The organism is Phyllobacterium lublinensis (assembly GCF_020164435.1).
In the GTDB taxonomy this organism is placed as follows: domain Bacteria; phylum Pseudomonadota; class Alphaproteobacteria; order Rhizobiales; family Rhizobiaceae; genus Phyllobacterium; species Phyllobacterium lublinensis.
In genome coordinates, this window is record NZ_JAIUDQ010000008.1 from 25026 (window position 1) to 48894 (window position 23869).

General features: G+C 56.0%; 23 protein-coding genes. 17 read left to right on the forward strand and 6 right to left on the reverse strand.

Features of this window, described 5'->3' with window-relative positions; genetic code table 11:
• Positions 1–192: 192 nt before the first annotated feature.
• Together K9U38_RS11925 and K9U38_RS11930 are read right to left on the reverse strand one after the other, a co-directional pair.
• Positions 193–1689, reverse strand: a complete 1497-nt coding sequence (locus K9U38_RS11925) for an alkaline phosphatase family protein (protein ID WP_224494556.1) — start codon at positions 1687–1689, stop codon at positions 193–195.
• 199 nt (positions 1690–1888) lie between these two features.
• A complete protein-coding gene (locus tag K9U38_RS11930) occupies positions 1889–2713 on the reverse strand; it encodes a CDP-alcohol phosphatidyltransferase family protein (protein WP_224494557.1) in 825 nt (274 codons plus the stop codon).
• 457 nt (positions 2714–3170) lie between these two features.
• Between K9U38_RS11930 and K9U38_RS11935 the strand changes: the two genes are divergently transcribed.
• From K9U38_RS11935 to K9U38_RS11950, 4 genes are read left to right on the forward strand one after another with little or no spacing between them, the layout of a single operon-like run.
• On the forward strand, positions 3171–3959 hold the full coding sequence (locus K9U38_RS11935; protein WP_224494558.1) for a zinc-dependent alcohol dehydrogenase: 789 nt from the start codon (positions 3171–3173) through the stop codon (positions 3957–3959).
• A gap of 39 nt (positions 3960–3998) precedes the next feature.
• Positions 3999–4397 carry a 6-pyruvoyl trahydropterin synthase family protein gene (locus K9U38_RS11940; RefSeq protein WP_224494559.1) on the forward strand — a complete coding sequence of 133 codons (399 nt, stop codon included), beginning with the start codon at positions 3999–4001 and terminating at the stop codon, positions 4395–4397.
• Entirely contained in the window at positions 4394–5449 is a 1056-nt protein-coding gene (locus K9U38_RS11945; protein WP_224494560.1) for a glycosyltransferase family 4 protein, read from the forward strand. Before K9U38_RS11940 ends, K9U38_RS11945 begins: the two co-directional genes overlap by 4 nt.
• Positions 5436–6254, forward strand: a complete 819-nt coding sequence (locus tag K9U38_RS11950) for a class I SAM-dependent methyltransferase (RefSeq protein ID WP_224494561.1) — start codon at positions 5436–5438, stop codon at positions 6252–6254. Before K9U38_RS11945 ends, K9U38_RS11950 begins: the two co-directional genes overlap by 14 nt.
• On the opposite strand, the gene K9U38_RS11955 is transcribed toward K9U38_RS11950, so the two are convergent.
• Together K9U38_RS11955 and K9U38_RS11960 are read right to left on the reverse strand one after the other, a co-directional pair.
• The gene (locus K9U38_RS11955) at positions 6229–7008 is read right to left on the reverse strand and encodes a RibD family protein (RefSeq protein WP_370631908.1); all 780 of its coding nucleotides are present in this window, start codon (positions 7006–7008) and stop codon (positions 6229–6231) included. The two genes, K9U38_RS11950 and K9U38_RS11955, sit on opposite strands and share 26 nt — an antisense overlap.
• 3 nt (positions 7009–7011) lie before the next feature.
• The gene (locus K9U38_RS11960) at positions 7012–7530 is read right to left on the reverse strand and encodes a cytochrome b (RefSeq protein ID WP_224494563.1); all 519 of its coding nucleotides are present in this window, start codon (positions 7528–7530) and stop codon (positions 7012–7014) included.
• A gap of 176 nt (positions 7531–7706) precedes the next feature.
• On the opposite strand from K9U38_RS11960, the gene K9U38_RS11965 reads away from it, so the two are divergent.
• Complete coding sequence (locus K9U38_RS11965) at positions 7707–8279, forward strand: DUF1349 domain-containing protein (RefSeq protein ID WP_224494564.1); 573 nt, start codon at positions 7707–7709, stop codon at positions 8277–8279.
• A gap of 5 nt (positions 8280–8284) precedes the next feature.
• Here K9U38_RS11965 and K9U38_RS11970 read toward each other — a convergent pair whose 3' ends face one another.
• Positions 8285–8989: a GntR family transcriptional regulator gene (locus tag K9U38_RS11970; RefSeq protein ID WP_224494565.1), complete on the reverse strand. Its 705-nt coding sequence runs from the start codon at positions 8987–8989 to the stop codon at positions 8285–8287.
• Between the two features lie 116 nt (positions 8990–9105).
• On the opposite strand from K9U38_RS11970, the gene K9U38_RS11975 reads away from it, so the two are divergent.
• The 3 genes from K9U38_RS11975 to K9U38_RS11985 are packed head-to-tail and all read left to right on the forward strand — an operon-like array spanning position 9106 to position 12982.
• Positions 9106–10662, forward strand: a complete 1557-nt coding sequence (locus tag K9U38_RS11975) for a sugar ABC transporter ATP-binding protein (RefSeq protein WP_370631909.1) — start codon at positions 9106–9108, stop codon at positions 10660–10662.
• Positions 10659–11981, forward strand: coding sequence for an ABC transporter permease (locus tag K9U38_RS11980; RefSeq protein ID WP_224494567.1), 1323 nt, complete (start codon positions 10659–10661; stop codon positions 11979–11981). Before K9U38_RS11975 ends, K9U38_RS11980 begins: the two co-directional genes overlap by 4 nt.
• Before the next feature lie 41 nt (positions 11982–12022).
• Positions 12023–12982: a substrate-binding domain-containing protein gene (locus K9U38_RS11985; protein ID WP_370631916.1), complete on the forward strand. Its 960-nt coding sequence runs from the start codon at positions 12023–12025 to the stop codon at positions 12980–12982.
• A gap of 60 nt (positions 12983–13042) precedes the next feature.
• On the opposite strand, the gene K9U38_RS11990 is transcribed toward K9U38_RS11985, so the two are convergent.
• On the reverse strand, positions 13043–14272 hold the full coding sequence (locus tag K9U38_RS11990; RefSeq protein WP_255607171.1) for an adenylate/guanylate cyclase domain-containing protein: 1230 nt from the start codon (positions 14270–14272) through the stop codon (positions 13043–13045).
• Positions 14273–14741: 469 nt separating this feature from the next.
• On the opposite strand from K9U38_RS11990, the gene K9U38_RS11995 reads away from it, so the two are divergent.
• From K9U38_RS11995 to K9U38_RS12035, 9 genes are all read left to right on the forward strand, one after another.
• Positions 14742–15449: a VirB8 family type IV secretion system protein gene (locus tag K9U38_RS11995; RefSeq protein WP_224494568.1), complete on the forward strand. Its 708-nt coding sequence runs from the start codon at positions 14742–14744 to the stop codon at positions 15447–15449.
• Positions 15446–16264, forward strand: coding sequence for a P-type conjugative transfer protein VirB9 (gene virB9, locus K9U38_RS12000; RefSeq protein WP_224494569.1), 819 nt, complete (start codon positions 15446–15448; stop codon positions 16262–16264). The genes K9U38_RS11995 and virB9 overlap by 4 nt, the downstream gene beginning before the upstream one ends.
• Positions 16265–16357: 93 nt before the next feature.
• The gene (virB10, locus tag K9U38_RS12005) at positions 16358–17581 is read left to right on the forward strand and encodes a type IV secretion system protein VirB10 (protein ID WP_224494570.1); all 1224 of its coding nucleotides are present in this window, start codon (positions 16358–16360) and stop codon (positions 17579–17581) included.
• 33 nt (positions 17582–17614) lie between these two features.
• Positions 17615–18751 carry a P-type DNA transfer ATPase VirB11 gene (virB11, locus tag K9U38_RS12010; protein WP_224494571.1) on the forward strand — a complete coding sequence of 379 codons (1137 nt, stop codon included), beginning with the start codon at positions 17615–17617 and terminating at the stop codon, positions 18749–18751.
• Between the two features lie 17 nt (positions 18752–18768).
• Positions 18769–19494, forward strand: coding sequence for a lytic transglycosylase domain-containing protein (locus K9U38_RS12015; protein WP_224494572.1), 726 nt, complete (start codon positions 18769–18771; stop codon positions 19492–19494).
• Between the two features lie 4 nt (positions 19495–19498).
• The gene (locus K9U38_RS12020) at positions 19499–19798 is read left to right on the forward strand and encodes a TrbC/VirB2 family type IV secretion system protein (RefSeq protein WP_224494573.1); all 300 of its coding nucleotides are present in this window, start codon (positions 19499–19501) and stop codon (positions 19796–19798) included.
• Positions 19799–19803: 5 nt separating this feature from the next.
• Complete coding sequence (locus tag K9U38_RS12025; RefSeq protein ID WP_224494574.1) at positions 19804–20103, forward strand: VirB3 family type IV secretion system protein; 300 nt, start codon at positions 19804–19806, stop codon at positions 20101–20103.
• On the forward strand, positions 20100–22532 hold the full coding sequence (locus K9U38_RS12030; protein WP_224494575.1) for a VirB4 family type IV secretion/conjugal transfer ATPase: 2433 nt from the start codon (positions 20100–20102) through the stop codon (positions 22530–22532). The genes K9U38_RS12025 and K9U38_RS12030 overlap by 4 nt, the downstream gene beginning before the upstream one ends.
• A gap of 193 nt (positions 22533–22725) precedes the next feature.
• Positions 22726–23868, forward strand: coding sequence for a TrbL/VirB6 family protein (locus tag K9U38_RS12035; protein ID WP_224494576.1), 1143 nt, complete (start codon positions 22726–22728; stop codon positions 23866–23868).
• The last annotated feature ends 1 nt before the right edge of the window (position 23869 follow it).

The window sequence follows — 23869 nt, forward strand, 5'->3', positions numbered from 1 at the left end:
GTTTCCGACTTCAGTTACTCAGTATTTCCGATGAGCTGGAAACGATGCCAGCACGAATGCGGTTGCCAAAATGAGCGTTGATGATTGCTGTCCCCCGCGCTACTCGCCCTAAACGCGAAATTTGCCTGCTTGTTCCATGATCCATGGCGTTTGGATTGGGCCAACAGGACTAGGCAATTACGAGGGAGCTGGTCAATGTGGATCACTGAACCTGCGAACCAGTTCCTCCCGAAATTTATCCATGCGTTCCGGCTGCTGGGTTTGGCCAGGTATCATGCCAGGGGTCCATCGTGTTACATCGAGGCGGCCTAGCAAGTCCGGATTGTCGGTGACTATATGAACAGGAACGGCCCGCGATGCACCTGGCCCGGTAATGATGTTGGCCGGTTGATGATCACCCAGCAATATGAAGACCGCATTCCGTCCGTACCTGGCCATGTATGAGCCGAGAACTTCAAGCACATAATCTATTGAGGCCAGATATTGTGCGCGGATCCGATCCTGGTCGCGCCAGACGACGTCCGGCGGATCGCCGGACGTTGCCTGCTCGTTGAAAACAATACCGTCATCGATTGTTGACCAATCCAAAAGTCTTGGTATCGGGGTCCAGGGGGCATGGCTGGAAATCAGTGCGATCTCCGCCATGATCGGTCTATGCAGCTGATTACGCTCAGATAGTTGAAACGCCGACAATGTGTATTGATCCGGCATGGTGACCCAGTTGAAGGGTTTGCCGCGATAGCCGAGATTGTTCGCCGCGTGGATCGCATCGTAGCCAAAGTAACTGGCCTCTGGCCAATCCATCGTGATGGCTGGCATAACAGCGACACTGCGCCAGCCTGCCTCGCGGAACAGTCGATTCAAACTGGGGCGGTCGCTGGCAATCAACTGGTCGTAGCGCTGCTGGCTGTCTACCCAAACGCCGGACAAAAGGGTTCCGTGCGCAAGCCAGCTCAACCCGCCTGACGTTGGCGACACAAGCCAACTGCTGCGCGAAGAAAGACCGGCTTCGTGGAGTTGTCGCTCTACCTTTTCCAGCCGGCTACCGATCACGCCGGCGTATCGGGGATCATGGAGCGCGCTTTCGCCATAGGACTCGATGAAAACAAGGATCACGTCCTTGCCGTTCAGGGCGTTGAGGCGGCGACCAGGGGGAATTGCGTCAATGGGGTCATTGGCCAACAAGTTCTCGAACAATTGCCTGTCCGCAAGCGAACGTCTTAGCAACGTCACGCGATCTGTGACGAATGATGTGGCGCTTGCTTCAAGGAAGCCTGAACCATGGTTTGTATGGACGACGGCGATGGCGCCAAGACTTGCGATTCCAAGTCCCGTTCCCAGGATCAGCGGCCAGCGGCCAGTATCAGCTTTGCGAAATGCACCGAATGACCAGAATAGCAGGGATATGACAAACACGATGCAAAGCAGGGCCGCGATCACCAATGCGTAGGCGTTGGTCGGCCCTACCGATCCATTCAAGACGATCCATCCATCCACCAGAAGCTTGCCATCCACGATTGGATTGAAAGGCCGGGAAAAGGCGCTGTAAGTGCCAATGTCGGCCAGCTTCAACAGAAGCAAGATTGTCAGGGCGATGGTCAGCAACCATCGCGCAATTCTGAAATATGAGCCGTTCAGAATGACAAGAAGGAGAGTGATCGGAAAAATCTCTACCGGAATCCTGAGCAAGCTTGCACCAGCCATATCACTCGGATCGGCGGGCAAATTCAGGATCAATAGCGCCGCAAGAATTGCACATGGTAATCGCAACACGCTTGCGACCGTACCGATATACTCAAAAGCTGATCTTTTACGAGGTTTCATCTATGAACATCAGTCTTTGCTCCCGGGAACGAAGGCAATGCTCGTGTTCCACGATAAGGGCCAATCATACGACCTTGGATCCCGGCGCTGGAGCCAGCGTTTCGCGTGGCATCTTCGCCGTGATGGGAGAACTGACTGGCAAATCGGCGTTTGACGCTCCCCTTTTAGTCATCGTGAGGGGCCGGGCCTGCCGGCGCATCAGGCTATATGCATCGCTGCCAAATGAACAGACCAACGCAAGCAGCGCCCAGGCAGCGATCGACGTCGAAACGGGAGGGTTAACCGTTGGCAAGAGGATGGTGCAGAGCGCCACCATCTGCAAAACGCAGATCGCCTTTCGTCGAAGGGAGGGCTGGAGCGGTCTTTTCAGCCTGCTGTCGAAGAACTGCGCGGCAACAAAAAGATATCGCATGGCTCCGATGAATATTACCCACCAATCGGCTTTTGCCATTGCATAGATCAATAGCGAAAGGCACAGGATAAGCGCTGCGTCGACCTCCATGTCATAACGTGCCCCGAACTCCGAAGTCATTTCAAACCGCCGTGCCAGATAGCCATCAAGGCCGTCGAGGCACAGCGCCAAAAGAGATCCCGCAACTACGCCCCATATCCATGAGGTCATTGTCGGGTCGATCAGCCATTCCGTTTCCACAAGGAAGCCGGCCATCAAGCAGGTCAAGCCGCCTCTGAGCGCTGTGATGGTATTTGCGGGGCCGAAGCGCTGGTGCGGATATCCCTTTAGCTTGGCGACGACCAGCCAGCTACCCAGCAAGTAAGTTCCCATTGTCAGAGCTGCGAAGTACCAGTCGAAATCACCGGCATAGATCAGGGTGATCGAAATGGCCAAAACCGCTGCGCCAACCAGAGCGAGTATCGTGACCGTGTCCAAAAAGAGTTGTCGTGAGGTGGAAAAATAAGCTGATGGTGCAAGCCCCAACACTGCTGCACGGTGATAACGATCTTTGTTACAAACCCGAGAACCGAATTCCCGCGGAATCGTCATGGTGACCTCCAGGTAGCTGCAGTCAGTGTGCAACAACGGTTCGCCCCTCGCCTTTCAAATAAAAGTGACAAACCTGCAAGATGGCTGCCTTTATCCGCCGGTGTTAACTGATAGTTTGGGCAGACTCACGCAACGGACGCTCAGGATGAACCATAGCAACCGGTACAAATCATCGCCACGCGCGCTGTGGATTGAACAACCGGGCATTTGCGCACTGCGCTCTGTGGAACTGCCATCCCTGAATTCCGAATCAGTCAGCATACGTGCGTGCTTCGGATCGATCAGCCGCGGCACGGAATCGCTTGTGCTGAATGGAAAAGTCCCGCCATCCGAATTTCAAGCAATGGCTTGTCCATACCAGGATGGCTCGTTTCCATTCCCCGTGAAGTATGGCTATTCCGTCGTCGGTATTGTCGAGGGCGGACCAGCCGAGCTGGTGGGCCGCGCGGTGTTTTGTCTGCACCCCCATCAATCGCAGTTTGTTGTAAGCGCATCCGATATACATTGCCTGCCCCAATCATTGCCTCCACGTCGTGCGGTATTGGCCGCAAACATGGAAACAGCCCTCAACGTGATCTGGGATGCAGGCATCCTCCCCGGCGATCGCGTCGTCATACTTGGCGCTGGTGTAGTGGGGCTGCTGACGGCATTTCTCGCAACCCAGATCGTCGGGACCGAAGTGCGGCTTGCAGACATAAACCCAGACAGAAATTCCGTCGCTTCGGCCCTTGGCATTGCGTTCATTTCGCCCGCTGAAGCCCCGCCCGATTGCGACGTGGTGATCAATGTATCGGCCTCCTCCGAGGCACTCGATGTGGCACTGGAATGCGCTGGTTATGAGGGCCGTATTGTCGAAGCGAGTTGGTACGGGGACAAGCGCATTGACATTGGTCTTGGCGAAAGGTTTCACTCTCAACGCCTATCCATTGTGAGTTCGCAGGTTGGAGGGATAGCAGCGACGAGGCGCTCACGCTGGACGTTTGCGAGGCGACTTGGGACCGCAATTTCGTTACTTGCCGATGATAGGCTCGATGTCATGTTTTCTGGCGAAAGCTCGTTCGACACTTTGGATCGTGATTATCCCGGCATCGTCGCATCGCCGGCCACGCTCTGCCACCGCATTGTCTACTAGAGCAAATAGACAAAACTTGCTCTAGGGTCAGGAGTTTACGTGTTTGCAATTGAAGTCCGCGATCACATCATGATCGCCCACAGTTTACCCAGGCCGGTATTTGGTCCTGCCCAAGCAATGCACGGCGCAACTTTCGTCGTTGACGCTGCTTTCTTCACGAAAGACCTGGACGAAAACGGACTGGCCGTGGATATAGGTCTGGCAACGTCTACGCTGGCCCAGATACTCAAGCCGCTCAACTATCAAAACCTTGATGAGTTGGAAATCTTCGCCGAGAAGGTTACGACTACCGAAGTCATCTGCAAGCATATATTCGATGAACTGACGGTGGCCGTCAGAACGGGGAAACTTGGTGAAGGAGGCGCGCGCATATGCAGGATTCGTGTGCTTCTCAATGAATCCCACATGGCCCGCGGTTGGTACGAGGCCGATATTTGACCAAGAGCATCTATTTCGCATATCCCGGTGACATCCAAGCCAGAACAGGTGGCTACGGTTACGATCGCAAGGTCATTTCAGAACTGCAAAAGCTCGGATGGGACGTGCAACTCGTTCCGCTTGGTGACGGCTTTCCCTTTCCCACAGCGCCAACACTGACACTGGCAGATGAAAGACTCTGCGCGCTACGGGAAGGCTCGGTTGTGTTGATCGACGGCCTTGCATTTGGCACGTTTGGCCAGATCGCCCAAAGACTCTCGCAATCACTGAACCTCATAGCCCTGGTCCACCATCCGCTCGCTTTGGAGGGAGGCTTGACTGCAGAGGCTGCCGCGGGGCTGGCTCACTCCGAAAAACAGGCCCTTTCCTATGCCAGGGCGATACTGGTTACATCCTCGACAACTCAAAAACAGCTGGTCGAAACGTATGGCGTTCCCGCAAGCAAGGTTACCGTAGCCGTTCCCGGGACTGATCCAGGTGTTCGTGCCAGGGGGGGCGTCGCCATCCCGCGCATTATCAGCATCGGTTCGATCATCCCTCGCAAGGGACATGACGTCCTTGTTCTGGCGCTTGCGCAGATTGCCGATTTACCATGGCAATGCAAGATTATCGGCAGCCGTTCAATGGATGGCGAATACACAATCAAACTCGTGCGGCAAATTGCGAATTGCGGTCTCTCTGACCGCATAATTCTCGCTGGGCAGGTGGACGACACTCGCTCGGAACTTGCCCACTCGGACATTTTTGCGCTCGCAAGCCGGTATGAAGGTTATGGCATGGCCTTTGCAGAAGCTTTGTCCCATGGCTTGCCGATTGTCGCCTGCAGGGCCGGTGCTGTACCGGAAGTTGTTCCCGATGATGCGGGATTGCTCGTTGCCCCGGATGATCCCCTAGGCTTTGCCGACGCATTGAGACGTCTGCTGGTCAATGAGGATTTGAGAAATACGATGGCTGCTGCTTCGTTTCGTCATGGTGCATCGTTGCCCGTGTGGGCCGACACCGCGCAACGATGCGTGACCGCCATTGAGAGCGTGACGAATGACCGGGTTTGACACCAGTTGGCTCGCTTTGCGCGAGCCGGTCGACTGTCGTGCGCGCAACGAGGATTTGTTGGGCAAAACGGCGCGATTTATCGCGTCAGATCCCAAGGGTCTAATCGTTGATATTGGCAGCGGAACCGGTTCTACCTTTCGCGCCATGGGTTTCCGCATGCCGTCGACACGATGGCGATTGATTGATCATGATCCGCGCTTGCTGGGAGAAGCCGCACGACGGCATGTCGGCAACGGCAACATCACCTATGAAATCGCGGATCTCAACCATGTCTCCGCGCTTCCACTGGATGATGCGAACCTCGTGACCGCATCGGCCCTTTTCGATCTCTGTTCACGTATTTTCATCGAGGAACTAGCGCAGCGCCTGGTCGGGTTGGGCACGGGGCTCTATGCTGCGTTGAATTACAACGGCGAGATGACATATGAAATCGCGCATCCCGAGGATGCAGTGGTCTTGGAGCTCTTCAACTTTCACCAGCGCTCCGACAAGGGATTTGGCGTCGCCCTGGGACCGCAATCGGCCGATGTCACAAGCGATGTTTTCGCGAGCGCAGGGTACAGTGTGGAGGTCGCCCGGAGCGATTGGGTCATCGACGAAAGGGCAAGCGAACTGCACCAGGCATTCGTCGATGGCGTGGCCACTGCGGTTAGCGAAACCGGAAAGCTGCAGTCCGCAAAACTTGCAGACTGGCGGGATTTCCGGCTCAAAGCCATCGGACGGGGGGGATGTCGTGTAGGCCATACCGATGTGCTTGCCTTACCTCGGACATCGTCTCTCAGGTCTGTTGGTACTGATGTCTGAAGTCGCAATCAAACAGCACGTCAGTGCCAATATTGTACACGTCGATTTTCGGGCGTTGCGCTTCGGAAAGACTATGAACGGGTGGCAAGCAGATCCCGTTTGGACCAGAACCGATTATCAGCGGTGCAACTGCGACATGCAGCCGATCCACGACTCCGGCGTCGAGAAATCGCGCAATGGTGCGACGTCCGCCTTCGACCAGAATCGAATTTAACCCCAATTTGCGAAGAGCACCGAGAATATCCTCAACGTCCAGCCCGCTTTGCCGTCGGGGGAGCTTGACGGCTTGAGTTCCGTTGATGGTTCGATCGACATCGTCGGCCTGAATAAGGATGACGCTTTCTCCATCATCATTAAGGAATTTGGCATCCGCGGGAATTTCGCCGTTGCAGTCAATCACAACGCGTATCGGATTGGGTCCTTTGACCTTGCGCACAGAAAGGCTGGGGTTGTCCGAGATGATTGTTCCGACACCAACAATCACTGCGTCCATCAATGCCCTGCAGCGATGCAGGTGAACGATGCCGTCGCTCCCCGATACATTACGCGCATCGCCCGAAGGGGTAGCGACGCGCCCGTCAAGGGATTGGCCGACCTGCGCAAGCACGAACGGTTTTGTACGTTCGGCAAGAGGCCGGTACAGGGACATGCATGGGTTGCTATTTGACCCGGCGGGACTCCCGGGGACATGAACCTTGTCGCGTAGATCGAGAAGATGTTTCCAATCGCGGTCCGATACTTCAACTTTTTGCATTGCCTACAGCATCCTTTGGAAGGTGTCGTCCTGACGCACGATACGGTGAAACAGTGCCCCTGTTATATGAAGGCACACGAGGGCGAGAATGGCCCAAGCCGTAAAGGTGTGGAGAATGCTGAAGTAAGGAGCAATAGCCGGCGCACGTCCAACGGGGCTCCAAATGGGAACTAGGCCAAACCACTGGAGCGGAAAGCCGTGGGCGTTGGTGGCCAGGAAACCGCTTACCGGCATGATTACCAATGCGATGTATAGCAGGACATGCACAATCAGGGATAGTTTGCCTGTCCAATCGTCAGCACGCGCAGGCAGAGCATTGGAGGACAACCTCATACCCAAGCGTAGCAACATGAACCAGAGCACCAGAAAGCCGAATGACTCGTGAAGCATGTAGAAACTGAGCTTAACGTCGTCCTTGAAATATTTGAGCAACATTCCAAGAGGCCATACGGCGAAGACTAGGACAGCGATGACCCAATGGATAATGCGAAACGAAGGCGCGTAACCCGACGATTGCGTCATATCGATCCAACTCTTGGCTTCAAATAACCCGCGTCAACCACTACGATTTGACCTCCGCCGAACACACGTTTGACGCCCAAGGCTGGGGAGCGAAGCCCGGCGGCAGCGGCAAGTGTCTGTGAATGCCCATGTAATCACTTTATGTCCTTATACGCCGTCAAACAATGGGAGCACCTATGAGCAAAGAATTCAGCTGGTTAAATCCACCTTCCAATGCCAGTGGCAATGCACGGGAACTAAAGCTCGCCACAGACGAAAAAACCGACTTCTGGCAGGACACTTTTTATGGATTTCAACGTGATAATGGCCACGCCTATCTGACGCCTGTCACAGGCGATTTCACAGCCAGAGTTTCATTTCGAGGAGACTATCAACAGCTCTACGATCAAGCCGGCCTGATGCTGCGAATTGACCAGCACAACTGGATCAAAACGGGCATAGAATACACCGACGGATTGATGCACTTCAGCGTTGTCGTTACAAATGGTGCGTCTGACTGGTCGGTCATTCCACTACACAGTGCGAGCCCGGACGATGACGTTTCGGTGCAGCTGACACGCCATGATGACGCCGTTCGGGTGCAATTTTCAGTCAACGGAACGCCATGGCAGTTGGCCCGCTTGGCACCGTTTTCCAAAGCTGACGCGTCCGTCGGACTGATGGCGTGCTCGCCGGAGCGTGGCGGTTTCGAGGTTATTTTTCGGAACCTCGATGTCGGACCAGCAATTGCCCGCAATCTGCACGACTAAAGGGGTCAGCTTCCAAACAATTCCGGGCGTTTTTCGCGCAGATGCATCAGAAGTTTGCCCATCTGCAATATATGAGCCTCCATCGTCCTGGCGGCTCGTTCGGGGTCCTTTTCAGCAATCGCTTCTATGATTGCTTCGTGCTCGATCAAGGTCTCCATCATTCGGGTTTCATAATGGAGCAGAAGTCGTCTGACGCGATCAATCTGACTCCGCTCCTTGGACGCGATCTCGCGCAAGCCGACCAACCCGGCAGCATCACAGATCATATCGTGCAGAGCTTCATCGAGTTCGTAGAATTGTTCAAAGTCCAAGCGCTCGGCTGCCCTTCTCTGCTGCTCCAAATTCTGGCGAAAAAGCGTGAGCGTGTCAGGCGTTATGCGCTCGGCCGCCCGCCGGATGGCTGCTGTTTCGAGCGCCAAACGGACGAATTGCGCGGTTTCAATCTTGTCCAGCCAGAGTCTTGCAACAAACGTCCCTGTCTGCGGGTAAATCTCGACCAGACCCTCATCCGCCAATCGGTTGATTGCGTCGCTCACCGGAGTGCGCGACACGCCAAGTTGGGCGGCAACAATTTCCTTGCGGATGGCTTCTCCTGGTGACAGCTGCGACGAGATGATCGCCTGACGTAGGATCGTATAGACTTGGTCTTTGCGGGTGACCGAGACGACTTTTTGCTCTCTAAAGATCTTGCCCGAAGAATGAACCTGCAAGATTACCCCCAAACGGTTCAAGCATTGCGTCGAACCAAGAGTAGGTCGGTTGACACTGATCAAATAACACCTAACATGTTACACGCTAGCTGGAAAGAATGTTTTGGAGGAGCATTTTGGATAGTCAGGCCCCCATTGTCTCGCTTCGAGGGATCAGCAAATCCTTTGCTCACGTTCAAGCGTTGCAAAGCATAGATCTCGATATCTATGCAGGCGAAATTCATGCCGTCATGGGTGAGAACGGCGCGGGCAAATCCACACTCGTCAAGGTCCTGAGCGGTGTCCATCGTCGAAGCGGCGGACATATGACCGTCCGCGGGCGCGAGGTGGACTTCGCGACGCCAAAGGAGGCGGAGCGGAGTGGAATCGCCATCATCCATCAGGAACTCAATCTCATCCCGGGACTGAGCGTATCAGAGAACATTTTTCTGGGCCGCGAGCCGCTGAAGGCCGGCTTGTTTATCGATTATGCTGAAATTGAAGTGCGAAGCGCCGAAATCCTCGCCAAGTTCGGAATTGACATTGATCCGCGCGCTGAAGTTGAGAACCTACGTGTTGGTGAGCAACAACTGGTTGAGATCGCTCGAGCTTTATCGCTGAATGCGGACGTGCTCGTCCTTGACGAGCCGACCTCGGCCCTGTCGGAGGCCGAAGCCCAACGGCTCGCCAGTTTTGTTCGCGGGTTGGCCCGCCAGGGTGTGGCAATTGTGTATATTTCCCATCGCATGAGCGAAGTTTTTGCTCTTGCTGACAAGATCACTGTTTTGCGTGATGGCAATTTCATTGCAACGCGGCGTTCTGGCGACATCAGCGAGCGCGACGTTATCCGGATGATGGTCGGACGCGAACTCAAAAAGCAGGAAGCCAAATCATCAGTTCTCGATAAACCGATTGTTTTGACCGTGCGTAACCTCGGTTTGCAGAAGCCAAATTCCCGCGGGCGGATCCACAGCGTCGTGAAAGATGTGAGTTTTGACGTGCATGCCGGTGAAATCCTTGGAATTGGCGGATTGTTGGGCTCCGGCCGCACAGAAGTGCTCGAGCTTATTTTCGGTGCGGCAATCGGCAAACGCTCAGGCCAGATCGAGTGGCGGGGCGTTAAGTGGAATGCCCAGACCCTCACGCCCCGCCGATCTGTCAGCAAGGGCATTGCATTCTTGACAGAGGACAGGAAGGGCACCGGGCTCCTGATGCATGCCGATATTTGCTCGAACGCCGTTCTGCCTTCCCTTTCGCGGCTCGCTCCACTCGGCTGGATCACCCGGCTTCAGGAAAAAAATGTTGCCGATGGTATTATCAGGGCAATGCGCGTGCGCTGTCAGGGACCAGAGCAACAGATCGATGAATTGAGCGGCGGGAACCAGCAAAAAATCGTTCTGGGAAAATGGCTGGAGACAAGACCGAGCGTTGTGCTGCTTGATGAACCGACGCGGGGCATAGACGTTGGCGCAAAGGAAGAAATCTACGATCTGCTCAAGCAACTCGCCCGTTCTGGCGTTGCGATCATCATGGTAAGTTCAGAATTGCCGGAACTTCTGGCGCTTTCCAATCGTATCCTTGTGATGTGCGAAGGCAGTGCAACAGGCATCATCGAAAGCCCTGAGTTTTCAGAAGAGCGTGTAATGGAGCTTGCGACGCCGTTGGGTAATGCACTCACGGGAGAGGCAGCATGAGCTATCCGAGCGAGCGGATCATGCGATCATCAAGGGGTACGCTGCGGTTGAAGAGTCTTTTGAAGGCGACCAAGCTCTATTGGGGCCTCGCCCTGCTGTTTCTCGTGGGTGTACTATCATCCCCGGTCTCGTCGAAGGGCCATAACATATTCCTTTCATTTGGAAATCTGTCCGATGTGTTCCGGCAGATTTCTGTGACCGGCATTACCGCTGTCGGCATGACTCTGGTGATCCTGATTGCGGGGATTGATCTTTCAGTTGGTTCCGTTCTGGCATTGGGTTCCGTAGTCTGCGCCATGCTCCTGACCAATGAGGGGTGGTCAGCCGCTTATCTGCTCGGTGTACCTGCAGTGTTTATCCTGTGCTTTCTGTTCCTGTTTGCGATTGTCACCTTTGCTGTGAAGCTTCGAAGAACCGCCTTGAGTGGTACCAGCGCCAGCGAGCCAGCCATGTCAAAGGTGTCGTTGATTGTGGCCGTTGTCGCAGCCTTCAGCATTGCCCTTTGGGTGGCGTCAAGCTCCGACAGCAAGGCAGGTGTCCTGCTCGTTCTTCTCGTGGTGCCTGCCGTTGGGTTCATGCTTGGCATGGTGAACGGCGTCATTATAGTCGGTGGACGGTTGCAGCCGTTCATCGTAACACTCGCCATGATGGTCGCCGGTCTTGGGCTGGCGCGACTGACCGCAGGTCAGAACACTGCGGTGTGGCCCGTTTACACGGGAAGCAATGCAACAGAAGACTTTGAAGCCTTGCGGTCGTTGCTGTTCGGGGTCATTCCGGTTCCGGGCGTAATTTTCGCCAGCATCATTGTTCTGTTCTGGGTCGTTCTCAAGTTCACCAAATTCGGCCGCTATGTCTATGCCATCGGTGGCAATGAAGAGGCAGCCCGGCTAGCCGGCGTTCCTGTCTGGCGGGTCAAGATTACGGTCTATGCCATTTCCGGTTATCTCGCTGCGCTGGCTGGCATTCTATATGTCGCACAATACCGGCAGGGAAAGCCTGATGCCGGCATGGGGCTGGAGCTCGATGCCATTGCTGCCGTGGTCATCGGTGGCACCAGCCTCATGGGCGGCAGGGGATCGATGATCGGAACGCTGGTCGGCGTTCTGATTTTTGGGTTCCTCAGCAACATTCTCCAGCTCAACAATATCGATAGTAACACCCAGCTTGTCTTGAAGGGCATCATCATCATCGTGGCCGTACTTCTCCAGGAACGGCGTTCAAGTGGGTGGTTGTTCTTCCTGTCCCAACTCAGGGCACGCAACGCGCCCGAGAAGTCCGTGTCGAACCAGCGAACAGAACCATCAGTGCACGGCGACTAATCAGCTTAAACCAGAAAACACCAAGGGAGAGAGAAATGAGCATTACCCGCAGACAGTTTGCAAAATGGGCTATGGCTACAGCCCTGATCGCACCATTCGCATTCAACGTCGCAGTTGCAGAAGCCAAGGACAAATATGTCATCGGCTTTAGCCAGACAACGACCGTCGAGCCGTGGCGTGTTCAATTCAACAAAGACCTTGAAGCGGAAGCCAAGAAGCACGCGAATGTTGAGCTCCTGGTTGCCGATGGCCAGGACAAGACGGAAAAGCAAGTTGCAGATGTCGAGAATTTCATTCGACAGGAAGTCGATGCGATCCTGATTTCACCCAAGGAATCGGCGGGTCTCACAGGTGTGGTTGAGAAGGCTATGGACGCGGGAATCCCGGTCATCGTGCTGGATCGGAATGTGGATACCGACAAGTTCACGCAGTGGATCGGCGGTGACAATGTCGTCATTGGCGAGGCGGCGGGCAAATATGCCGTAGACCTGCTCGGCGGCAAGGGCAAAGCAAAAGGTACTGTTGTCGAGATCTGGGGTGGTCTTGGAACACAGGCCAGTCACGACCGCAGCAACGGTTTTCACAAGTTCACCGATGCAGAGCCTGGCATCAAATACCTTCTGGACAAGCAATCCGGCGACTGGAAGCAGGATCAGGCATATAACATCATGGCAACAGCCCTTCGCAATCACGAAGACATAACCATGGTCTATGGTCACAACGATCCCATGGCATATGGGGCTTATCTTGCCGCAAAGGATGCTGGCCGCGAAAAGAATATCCTCTTCATCGGGGTGGATGGGCTGCCAAATGAAGGCGTTCAATGGGTGAACAAAGGGGAGCTTGCAGCCACGTTCCTCTATCCGACACCAGGTGCCGAAGGCCTGCGCCAGGCCTTGAAGGTTCTGGCAGGTGAAAAGGTTGAAAAGAAGATCGTTCTTGAGACGCAAGCAATCACCAAGGAGAATGCTGCCGAAATCTTGAAGGCAAACGGTCTGTAGTGGCCGAAAGAAAGCACGAGTCGCGCAATTGCGCGACTCGTGGAGCGCGGATGCCCAAAGCTAGATGTTCCGGATGATCGCTGGGTCCAATGTGAACAGCTCCTGTGCTCTTCCCACGCCCCGCAGTGCAAACCGGCCCACACAGACAAGTTTGGCACGCAATTCGGCCGGCAGTGCCGCGGCAAAGCTCTCGGAGATGAGAATGTCCTGGTCGACGGAACGGCACATCGAGGCGATTCGGCTTACCTCATTGACTGCAGGACCAACGACCGTGAAGTCCAGGCGTGTATCGCTGCCGATATTGCCATAGAAGACCTCTCCGATATGCACGCCGAGATAGACATTGGTGGCGGGTTGTCCGGCGGCTTCTCTCGTCGCGTTCAGGACGGCCAGCCGCCGTCGCAGCAGCTTCTGCGCCTTCAATGCGGCCGTGCATGCGGTTGAGGAGTCGCCGTCGGTGAAAATCGCCAATGTGCCGTCCCCGATCAACTTGAGGACGTCGCCGCCAGCCTCTTGTACCGACGAGATGACCGCCTCGGCATAGTCGTTCAACATCGGGATGATGGCGTCCGGCGCTGCCGCGTCGGCGATGCGCGTATAGTCCCTTAAATCAGAATACCAAAGAACGGCCTCGATTCGTTCGGCTGCACCGCGGTTTATGCGACCCGCCAGGACACGCGTGGCGGCGTCGCGGCCAAGATAGACGTCGGCCAATGTGCGCACGATCCGGGTCAGCGACGCGCATTTTATCGCCAGGCCCAGGCCAGGCACCAACCGTCTCAGGGCCGCGAGGTCGCTATCCGTGAAGCCCTGCGGATCGTCGGTTACCCAGGAGGAATAGAAACAATCCATCTCGCCGATCGTGCCTTCGCTTGAGAAGCGATGGATAAGCGCCAGGTAGTCCGTGCACCCCTCCTCCTTCAACGTCGCCAGATGCCTGAACGAGGGCGCGTCAACGACATGGATGCGTTGGCGCAGTTCGTTTTCACCCGATTGCAACAGATGGAAAAAGGTCGAGTTCTGCCAATTTGTGGCGGTCTCTCCCGATTGCGACGAGCCATACTCTATGATCGCTTGCTCAAGCTCGCCTTCACGGCGCCAGAGGAACACCCTCCCCTCATATATTGGATGCAGCGTATCTACGAAGGCATTCGCACGTTCGAGCTTGATCCCAGCTGCAAGGCACCGGTCACAAAATCCGTTAACCAGAAGCGTTTCCGATGTGCCGGCAAGGCCCTGCAAGTCGAGCCAAGCCTCGATATCAACGATGTCGGCATCTCTTATGGTCATGATCATGCGCTCACGCTGCTGCTGCTGCTGCACAAATGGGTACCACGGTCCGGCCATTCGCCAAAGCACCCTCTTGATACCAGACCGCGGTGGAGCTCCGAAAATACCGGTGCTGGCAAAGCTGAGATTTCTTGCCCATCCGGCTCAAATCAAGGAAGGTTGAGCCGTTGCAGAGCCATCCTTGGATTTTATACTACTAAAGTCTGATTGACACGAGCATCGCAACTACATACACATAATATGCTGTATAGACGTTATTATTCAACGCAAACGCGCACAATAATTTATCGTGTTTATATGAAAATATTGACGTGATTGACAACTGTTACTAATTTTTTGCAAGTTTAATATACGATTTGAAAATAATATCTTGGTTTTGCTCCGGGTGGGTCGATTTTGAAGTTTGCGTTTCAAGTACCAATCACGTTGCTCTGTTTGTCTGGTCGCGATGAGTGAGCGGGACCTACACATGGAAGGTCAGCCATCGCAAAAAGGGCCTGACGCGCGCTATTTTGCCGAAGCAGTGCGTTGGGAAAACGATGTCATCCGCACGGTCAAACGATCGCGCATGATCGCCTGGGTCGTAACAGCGTTCAGTGCCATGCTGGCGGGGCTTGCAATGGCGTGCATGGCCATGCTGCTGCCGTTGAAGAGTTTCGAAGCCTACGTCGTCGAAGTCGACAAGACGACGGGCTACATGGAAATCAAACGACCGCTCGCTGAAGGGGATTTGACCCAATCCGAGGCCATCACCAGGATGAATGTGGTCCGTTACGTCAATGCGCGGGAAACCTACGATCCCTCTAATGTCCAGAACGATTTCGATCTTGCGCAATTGCTGTCGACTGGTAATGCCAGCCGCGATCTCACAAATTTGTATGGACCTTCCAGTCCAACCAATCCGGTCAACCGCTATGGGCGTCAGACGCGTGTATTGCCGTCGATAAAATCGATCCAGATACCCAACGATCGCACGGCGATCGTGCGATTCTCGACGCAGCGTATCGGGCAAGAGTCGGGGCCGGAGGACCACTGGGTGGCGTTGATGCATTATCGCTATTCGCGCGCGCCCATGACGAACGAATGGCGCTTCGAAAATCCGCTGGGTTTCCAGATCACGGATTATCGTCGCGATCAAGAAACCCTGTCGGGTGAATCCTCCGGTGGACAACAATGACGACGCGTTGGGTGACCGGCGGTAACGTGCGGGCCATTGCGGTGGGATTGGTCGTATTGAGCCTTGCCGGCTCAGCTATGCAAGCACGCGCCGAAATAGCGCCGCGACGCGGATCGGCCGACCCCCGCGTTCGGACCGTCTACTACAACCCTGCCAACGTTGTATCGGTTGATGCCACCCATGGTGTTTCAACGATGATCGTGCTGGGCGATGCGGAGAAAATCGAAACAGTGGCCGTGGGCGATAGCCTCTCCTGGAAGATCGAACCAAACAAGCGCGGCAACATCATATTTCTCAAGCCGGTCGAGTCGAAGACCACAACGAACATGAACGTTGTCAGCGACAAACACGTTTATACCTTTGTATTGCGCGCCCGCGCGGAAGCTGAAGGCGACCAGACATATATGGTCAAGTTCCGTTATCCCGACGAAGAAGCAGACACCAAATTGCTTGCGGAGGCGCAGCGTCTTGTTTCCGAACCCAATCGGGACAATTTTGACTTTGGCAATACCAACACCAATTATCAGTTTCGCGGCGATCGGGAACTCAAGCCAAGCTATGCCTTTGACGACGGCGTCAAGACCTGGTTGCGGTTCGAGGGGGACATTCCGTCCATCTTCATCGTTGAAGGCGGAAAACACGAGATCCTCGCCAATTTCCGGCGGGAGGGTGATTACATCGTCATCGACAAGATCGCCAGGCAATGGATGCTGCGTCGCGGCGACTATGCGCTGTGCCTTTTCAACTTGCATCGCAAGGCCAGTTCGACCGCGGTCGTCGCCAATGACCACGTTGTCGAAAAGGGGACAAAGTAAGTGCCCGATCCCGATTTTCACAAAAGCATTGAGAATGAGGCGGACCTGGAGTCGCGACTGGTTCAACCGCGGCGCGGCCCCAGCAAGCCCGCCATGATAATACTGTTCGCCCTCATCACCATTCCGGTCCTGGCGACGCCCCTCTGGTTCAACCGGTCAGCGTCGCCAGAGAGTCTCGAAAAAACTGCAGAAGAAGACCTGCTGCCTCCCCCTGCACATGTAAAAATTGACGTACCGCCCCCGCCAGAGCTTCCTCCGCAGGTTGAGGAAAAGGCGCCTGCTGCTCCCGAGGAGCAAAGCGGGGATGCGGCGGAACTCGCTCGCAAGCTTGCGGAGGCGGAAGACGCGCGCCGGGCCGCGGAGGCAGAACGGCTTGCAAACGAATCCGAGAATGATGAAAAACGATGGGAACGCTATCGCTCACCAATGGTGATTTCCGAAACTGGCCAGCCGAACGACGCGATGGCTCCTGGTGAGCCCGCCAGGAACCCGGATGAAGCAGAGAAGAGCACAGCTACATTTCAGGATGCCAATCCCAACGGTCAGTTCCTGGCTGCCATGGCTGCCAAACCGGTAGAAGTGGCCAAAGCGGAACAGAACAAGCGGATCGACGCGCTCGTGCCTCAGGGTACAATGATCCGCGGTGTCCTCGAAACGGCGGTACAGACGGACTTGCCGGGCATGGTGCGGGCCGTGACGACGGAGGATGTCTGGTCGTTCGACGGCAGACGCGTTTTGCTCCCGGCCGGCACGCGCATGATTGGCGAATACAATGCCGGTGTGGAAGCGAATCAAAAACGGGCGTTCATTGTCTGGAACCGTGTGTTGCGAGCCGACGGGGTCTCGTTGAACCTCGGGTCGATCGGAACGGACGAACTGGGTCGCTCCGGTTCTGCTGGTGATGTGAACAACCACTACCTGGCGAAATACGGCACGGCGATCTTGCTGAGCACCCTGAGCCTGGGTGCCCAGGCGGCGGCAGATACCGGGTCGCGAGCTGTAGGCACCGGTCCGATCACAACGCAGATATATGATCCGGTCACGCAGAAGACCACTGTCAACACGATCAATCCCAACAACGCGATAGGTACTGATCTGGGCAACAAGGCGTTGTCTGCCGCTGCCCAGGGGCTGACACAGGTCGCACAGGAGGCGCTGAAGAGTTCGATGAGCATCAAGCCGACCATCAGCATCAATCAGGGAACGCCGATCGCCATTTTTGTTCGGCGGGATCTGGATTTCTCAGACCTCTATCCGGATCCGGTCAAGGAAAAACTCAAGGAACTCAAGCGGGGACACGGGTGGTATGAAAAATAGTTCACCCGGTGCCTGGATGCAGGAGGGCGCGTCTTGACCCTCGTCCCGTCACTTTCGGCATTGCTTGATCTGGCCTTCGCGCCGCTGCACGGCTTTCTCCAGGCACCGGATGTCATCGAGATCTGCATCAACAGGCCCGAGGTGGTTTTCGTCGAGCGGGCCGGCCACCCCGCGACCGGCATGACGCGGCACATCATTCCAGCACTGACAGCCGAGCGCCTGCGGTTCATGGCCGAACGGGTCGCTGCCGCGAGCCATCAATTCGTCAATGAACAGGAGCCGTTATTGTCCGCTACCTTGTCAGACGGGGCTCGCGTTCAGGTTGTCCTGCCGCCCGCGGCTCTCGATGGAGGCGCGATGGTCATCCGCCGGCAGGTGACCCGCAAGCTCGGCTTGTCGGATTATGCGGTGTCCGGAGCGTTCCAGACGACATTGGTTACCGATGGCTCCGGGGAACTGACGGCGGATGAAACGCTGATGTGCGAGTTGCTCAAGGCCGGAAATGCCGAAATATTCCTACGGGAAGCGGTGCGCCGCAGGGTCTCAATGATGATTTCCGGCGGCACCGGCTCCGGGAAAACGACGTTCCTGAATGCGCTGATGCGTGAGATACCGGTTCAGGAGCGGCTGATCACGATCGAGGATACGCCAGAATTGACGCTGCCGCATGACAATCACGTGCGCCTGATTGCAACGCGGGGCAATCAGAACGTTGCGCGTATTGACGCGCGCCAGCTTGTCGAAGCTTCGCTGCGGATGCGGCCGGACCGGTTGCTGCTCGGCGAAGTCAGGGGCAGTGAGGCACTGGATTTCCTGCAGGCCATCAACACCGGACACCCGGGCTCGCTGTCGACCATCCACGCCAACTCGCCAAGCGCCGCCTATACGCGGCTGGCTTTGCTGGTCATGCAAGGTGGCGGCGGTGCCGGTCTGAGCAAACCAGAGATTACCGACATGTTACGCATGTCCTTGCCGCTGGTCATTCAGCTTGGCCGACGCAACGGAAGGCCCGGCGCAGTTTCGGAGATATATTACGAGCCCTTTGTGCGCAGCTCGCTTCACGGGTCGGTATCCGTCACCAACCCAACGCCGGGGTTCCCGTCGCGAAGGCTGCCGGATGTGATCGAAGACGAAACCCCATTCGTCCGCAGTGCCATCAACCCGAACTGAGCCAGGTCATGCGAATCATGGATCGCCATATCAAAGGACATATCGCCGGACATTCGGCGCGGGTGTGCGTTGCCTCGCTCGTCATCCTGGCAACTGCTTCCCGGCCCGCATTTGCCAATCCGGCCCAAGAGATAGCGGCTCCAGCGAACGAAACACCGGTCAGGATTACCATAGCAGACAGCCCGGAGGTGACGCCGCCGGTCGTGCAGCAACAGGCGGAGGGCACATGTCGCTTCGACCGGCCCATGACGGTGGAACAGGGCGAAGCGACCGTCCGCCGCATTGCGGCGGAGGAGAAGTTCGACACCGACCTGATTGTGGCTATCGCCCGGCAGGAAAGCGGATTTCGCATGAAAAGCGTTTCCAGTGCCGGTGCCGTGGGCCTGATGCAATTGATGCCGGCAACGGCAAAGCGGTTCGGGGTCGATATTTGTGATCCCGACGACAATGTGCGCGGAGCCATCCGCTATCTGAAGCTGTTGCACCAGCGATATCAGAACCTGCTCTATGTGCTGGCCGCCTATAACGCCGGCGAAGCTGCCGTGGAGCAGAACCGTGGCATACCGCTCTATCCGGAGACCGTCCGCTATGTCACGGCCATTCTCACCGATCTCAATGGTTGGAAACCGATCGAAGCCAGACCGGTCAAGGGCCGGAAGCGCGATACTGACATTCAAGACCAGGGGGCCGCAGGCGGGCGCCGCGAAAGCTGGTCTCAAGGATTTGTTCTGCACGTGGAGTAGCTAGATGTTCGATAATGTTCAGATTTTTAAAACGGTACTATTGCTGACGTTTACATTTTTGGCCACCGAGGCGATGGCCCAGTCTGGGTTGCAGCCCGTTACATCGGTCCTGCAGACCCTCATCGACATCCTGACAGGTCCGATTGCATCGATGCTGGCCATTCTCGCGGTTATCAGTTGTGGTTTTCTTGCCTGGAGCGGCCGCTTCACGTGGGGCATCGCCGGATCAGTCATCATGGGCATCGTTCTCGTCTTCGGATCGACGCAGATTGTTGCATTCTTCCAGCACGCATTGGGGCATTGAAACCCATGGAGGAAGAAGCGCCGGACATGATCCCGTTGGTAAAGGCACTGGCCAGGGCGCCGACGCTCTTCGGGGTTCCATACATGTTCGCCATGTTCAACATGGTGGTGACTGCGGTGGTTTTCCTGGCGACGAAAAGCCTGTTGACCCTCCTGCTCGTGCTGCCGATTCACAGCTTCGGCTATTTCCTGACGCTGCGTGACGATCAGATCTTCAATATCCTGCGCGTGAAGGGTGCGAGGACGCCTCCACAATCCAAGGCGCTTTGGGGCGTCAAGAGCTATGCGCCGGGGGATCCGTCATGATTTCCCGACTGGTGCGCAAGGAGATGCGCTTTGGCTCGGATGCCAAGCGGGAACGCTCCGTCGCCGCGCACATCCCCTATTCCCGGCACGTAGACGATACGACGCTTCGCACCAAGGACGGGTTGCTTGTGAGCGTTCTGAAGCTCGACGGGTTCTGTTTCGAAACTGCGGACATGGCCGAGATCAACGGTAAACTCGAGGGGCGCAACACCATCCTTCGCACGTTGGGCAACAGCCGGTTTGCAGTCTATGGTCATATGGTCCGGCGCCGGCTCGAACCCGAGCTCGACGGCATGTTTGACAACGCATTCGCAGACGAGTTGAACCGCCGCTATACGGCACAGCTTCGACAGCGGCGAATGTTCGTCAACGATATGTATGTCACTATCGTCCGTCGCCCTCTTCGCGGTCAGGTGGGGTTGATCGATGCTGTGGCTCGAAACATTTTCTCCGGACGAGCGGCGAAGGACAGGGCCCGGGGCGAACGGCAGGGTGAATCCGAGGAACTGCGCGAGTTGCGCGATGCGGTACACGCCGTGCACGAGGTCCTCGAGGACTACCAGGCAAGAATCCTCGGCATCAGGGAACCCGAACCCGGCGTCTATTTCTCGGAACCACTGGAATTTCTGGTACAGATCCTGAACGGCCTCGACCCGATCAACATGCGGTTGCCGCGCATGGCGCTTGACTGTGCACTGGCGATGAAGCGGCTGCATTTCGGCCGCAACGCGGTCGAATTCGTCGGCAGCACGCCGCCCGCCAATTCACGCCTCGGCGCGATGCTGTCAATACGTGAATATCCTTCCTATACGGGGCCGCTCCTGCTGGATGGTTTGCTTAAGGTTCCCCACGAGTTTGTTGTCAGCCAGAGCTTTTCGATTATCGACAAGCCGGTGGCACAGAACCAGATGGAGCGAGTCTCCCGGCAAGTCGCAATGGCAGATGAGGCAGGTTCGATCGTCGGCAGCCAGCTTGCCACCGCTCGGGACGAACTGCTCAGTTCCCGTTCCATTTACGGTGAACACCATATGTCCGTCATGTGCCTTGGCGATGACAAACTCGAATTGGACCGGTGTATCCGCGCGGTTGGCGGGTCGCTGACCGATCAGTCGATCATCTGGCTGCGCGAAGACCTCAACTGCGAGGCAGCGTTCTGGGCTCAATTGCCGGGCAATTTTTCCTACATTGCCCGGTCGGCAATGATCTCGTCGAAGAACTTTGCCGGGTTCCTGTCGTTGCACAACTTTCCAAGCGGCAAGCGCGATGGAAATCATTGGGGCAATGCCATTTCACTGCTGGAGACAACAAGCCAGAGCGCTTATTTCTTTAATTTTCACGTGCGCGACCTCGGCAATTTTACCATGATCGGCCCGTCCGGGTCAGGCAAGACTGTGGCACTTTCGTTTCTCATGGCGCAATCACAGCGCATAAGGCCGAGACCGCGTTGCATATTTTTCGACAAGGACCGGGGCGGCGAGATTTTCATTCGCGCGCTTGGGGGCAATTATGAGGTCCTTCAGCCGGGGGTTGCCACTGGCTTCAACCCTTTGCAGTTGCCGGACACGGGTATCAACAGGGAGTTTCTTTTCCAGCTTTTTTCGCTGATGTTGCGCAAGCCCGATGGATTGCCGCTGTCGGCAAGCGAAGAAGGCGTTCTTCGCGCGGCAATCACACAGATTCTGTTAATCGAAGCAGAAGGGCGGACGCTCCTGGCCTTTGCATCGCTTCTGCGCGGGCGCATTCGCGCGGATGATAATGATCTTTTGGCGCGGTTCCAAAAGTGGCTGCGACCAGACCAGTTGGGCTGGATGTTCAATAATCCCAATGATCATTTCATCTGGTCGGATGTCGCCGGATTCGACATGACAAAAGTACTGGATGATCCTGTCACCCGCAGCGCCGCCTTCATGTATATCTTCCACAGGTTGGATGAATTGCTTGATGGCACGCCCATTCTGATCTTCCTTGATGAAGGCTGGCGATTGCTCGACGACCCGGTATTTGCGGCCTTCATCAAGGACAAGATGAAGACAATCCGCAAATTCAACGGGATCATCGGTTTCGGCACGCAGAGTGCCTCCGATATCGCCAATTCGCCCATCGCCAATACTTTGATCGAACAGAGTGCGACGCATATGTTTTTCCCCAATCCGCGTCTTGACCTGCAAAGCCACGCGGGCGCACTCGGCCTGTCTTCACGCGAATTGGATTGGATCAGAACGGCAGATCCTTCGAGCCGCTCGTTCCTGATCAAGCACGGGCAAGAATCAGTCATTGCCAGGCTTCGGCTGAACGAAATGGACGACCTTTTGAAAGTGCTCTCCGGCCGGGCCGAAACCATCATGGAACTGAGCGCACTGCGGGAAAAGCTCGGCGACGATCCGGCGCGGTGGTTGCCTGTCTTTTGCGGGCAGGGAGACAATTTGTGAAAGTCATTCTGATAAGCAGCATTCTGTTCGCGTGCATTCTTTGCGTTGGCTGCGCAACGAAGCAAAAACTGAAGATGCCCTGCGCCTTGCCAAGCTCAGCGCTTGCCTATGCTCCCGACGAATGTGGTCCGATGCTGCCAGTCAATGAGGCGCTGGCGAACGTCGTTCAGACAGACCCATAGGGCGTGCGCGGATGGAAGGAAACTTTATCGCTGCGCTGTCGGCCAACATTGATGCGCTCGGGCAGAACTTCACGGCGTCGACCTACGGGGCCCTGGCCGCATATCTTACGCCGGTCTTTAGCGGGCTGTTCGTGCTCTATGTGATCTTCTGGGGATTTCAGTTCTGGCAAGGACGTGGTGAGGACAATGTGGCGGCGATGGGGTTCCGACTTCTGCGCATCGCAGTTGTGTTCTTTCTCGCAACCAGCTGGGGGCCGCTGCAAGTTGCGGTCTACCGCACCGCGAATTATGCGCCGCTGTACATCAGTAACACCATAATGCTGACCAAAATCATCAATCCGGACAATGGCAAGGCAATGACCGTAGGAACAGTCGCATCCGACATGTCCACGATATATGCCATTGCGGTCAAAGCCTCGGTGAAGATCGAACAGGCCGCATCGTTGCTCGCTGCTCCGGCAGCCGAGCCATCGGTAGATTCCTCGCGACCTCCACCGAAACCCCGTCCCAAAGCGGACAATGTGCTCGATGAGAGACTGTCTTCGACCATACAGGCCGGGATCGTCTGGCTGGCTGCCGGGCTCTTTGTCGGTTACGCGATTTTTCTCATGGTCTTTGCCAAGATTGCATTATGGGTCATGCTATCGATGGCGCCGGTATTCATCATCATGTTGATGTTCCAGATGCCGTCACGGTTTTTTTCGGGCTGGCTGACCGTAACACTCCAGGTTGTTCTGGTTCCGATCTTCCTCAGCACTTTCCTTGGTTTTTATATCCTCGGGGTCCGGGCAAGCGTAATGGCGCTCTTCAAGATTGTAATGAGTCCCGACGATCTGCCCATCACCATGAAGGAAGCTGCGCCCGTTGTCCTGATTTGCCTGGCCGGCCTGTTCCTCCTTGCCCAGATCGTGCCGCTTACGGCGCGCATCGCATCCGGCACGCAAGAATGGATGACGAGCGCATTTGGGAAGATGGGGACCGGAAGAACCTTGTCGCGTTCGCATGAGCCGGGAAACGATCGATATGCGTCGCATAGCGGATACACCGGCTTGGCGCACGGCAGGCATTCTGGTTCCGCAGATGCGACTGAGACGGTCATGCGGGAACTTCAGGACAGGAATGCCGCCATCAAACGACAGGGCAGAAATCGCTAGT